Genomic DNA, 1,841 nt, shown 5'->3' on the forward strand with positions numbered 1-1,841 from the left:
GCGCCGACGGCTTCGTGCAGGAGCCCTCCGCCTCCGGGCCCGCGCGCCCGGAGGCAATCAACGGATGCAGGCGGGGCCTGCATCCGGCGGTCCCGATGAGACGCGAGGAGGGCCATATGGAAGCTGTCAGGGACCTGGCGGACGTCGCGGTTGACGCGAGCCTGCCGGTGGACGAGCGCGTCCGCTCGTTCGCGGAGCAGATCGGCGACCCGTACCACTTCACGGCGCACGGGGTGGAGGTGAGGCTGAGTTTCGCGGGGCAGGTGCCCGTCGAGGAGGCGGTCGCACGGCTGCTCGGCATCGGCGGGGCACCCATGGAAACGGAGGCCGCGGGGCCGGTGCGGAGGGCCGAGCCCGGCGCGGCGTAGCGGTCGAAACGCTGGGCGCGCCGCGACCACGGAACCGTGGCGCGCCCCCGAGGGAAAGGACGGAAGGAATGAGGGTCATAACGGCAAGCAACTTCAAGGGAGGGGTGGGCAAGACCACCACGGCGGTGAACCTGGCGGTGCTCTGCGCCTCGCGTGGGCTCAGGACGCTGCTGGTCGACCTGGACCCGCAGGCGTCGGCGACCGACTACTTCGGCCTCTACGACGCGGCGGGGGAGTCCGGGCGCAACGCGGTCTCCCTGCTCTACGGCGACATGCCCGCGCAGGAGGCAGCGCACCAGACGGGCGTCGAGCGCCTGAGCTGCGTCCCGACGACGCTCGACCTCATCGACCAGAACGAGCTCATGCTGCGCGAGCAGCGGCTCAGGTTCGCCCTCGACGACGCGGAGGGGGCCTACGACGTCGCCATCCTCGACTGCGCGCCGAGCGCAAAGCAGCTCGCCATGTGCGCCTACGTTGCGACGAGCGGGCGCGGCACGGTCGTCATCCCGGTCAAGCTCGACTCGACGGTCATGAGGGGGACGGCGTCGGCGGTGGCGGCGGTGCGCGGCGTGGCGACGAAGCTGCGGATGCCCCTGCCCGACTGGAGGATCCTGCGCACGTGCGTGCCGGGGCGGATGACGAGGGCGGAGGCGACGGGCGCTGCGGTGCTCGACCGCTTCTTCCCCGACCGCCAGTACGCGACCGTGATCCACCACTCGGCGAAGGTGATGGAGGGGAGCTGGGAGTGGAGGCCCATCGTGTCGTTCATGCCCGGCAACCGCGCGGCGCTCGACTACGAGGAGCTCGGGAGGGAGATGGGGCTGTGGCGGGAGTAGAGGAGATCGCGCGCCGCTTCAGCCTGGCGGGCGTGCTGGACGACGACGCCCGGGCGCGCGAGAGGTACCCCATCAGCGAAATCGAGGTCGCCGACATCGCCGACCACCCGGGGAACGCGGCCTACAGCATGGACGAGGGGGCCATACGCTCCCTCGCCGAGTCCATACGGAGGGACGGGCTCACCGACATCCCCCTCGTCCGCAGGCTCGACGACGGTTCGTTCCAGATGATAAGCGGGCACCGGCGCAAGGCCGCCTACGAGCTGCTCGCGCGCGAAGACCCGTCCTTCTCGAGGATGCCGTGCCGCGTCATCGAGGGCATCGGCGACGATGAGGCCCTCACGCTGCTGCACACCGCGAACTACTTCACGCGCGAGCTCACCGTCATCGAGCGTGCCCGGGCTACCCAGGCGCTCGGCATCGAGGTGAGGCGGATGCGCGAGGCGGACCCCTCGCTCAGGGGCGTGCGCAGCTCCAGCCTCAAGGCGGCGATCATCAAGGCTCAGACGGGCCGCGACGTCGCCCCGAGGACGATCGAGCACCACGAGCGCATCGCCCGTGTCGTCGAGGAGAGCCTGGAGCCGGTGTGGCGCGAGCGGGCCGAGAGGGGCGAGCTGAGCGACGCCGACATCCAGAG

3 protein-coding genes are annotated in these 1,841 nt (G+C 71.2%); all 3 read left to right on the forward strand.

Going from position 1 to position 1,841, the window contains the following annotated elements; translation table 11 throughout:
- The coding region (locus HMPREF1023_RS01170) for a DUF6870 family protein (RefSeq protein ID WP_232228674.1) at positions 1-368 on the forward strand (368 nt) is incomplete at its 5' end.
- 68 nt (positions 369-436) lie between these two features.
- Positions 437-1,204 (forward strand): ParA family protein, encoded by a 768-nt coding sequence (locus HMPREF1023_RS01175; protein WP_009304297.1) that lies wholly within the window; start codon positions 437-439, stop codon positions 1,202-1,204.
- Positions 1,192-1,841 (forward strand): ParB/RepB/Spo0J family partition protein (locus HMPREF1023_RS01180; protein WP_050784800.1); only part of this gene is annotated, 650 nt, incomplete at its 3' end. The genes HMPREF1023_RS01175 and HMPREF1023_RS01180, both read left to right, overlap by 13 nt.

Origin of the sequence: Eggerthella sp. 1_3_56FAA (assembly GCF_000185625.1) — a bacterium.
In the GTDB taxonomy this organism is placed as follows: Bacteria; Actinomycetota; Coriobacteriia; order Coriobacteriales; family Eggerthellaceae; genus Eggerthella; species Eggerthella lenta.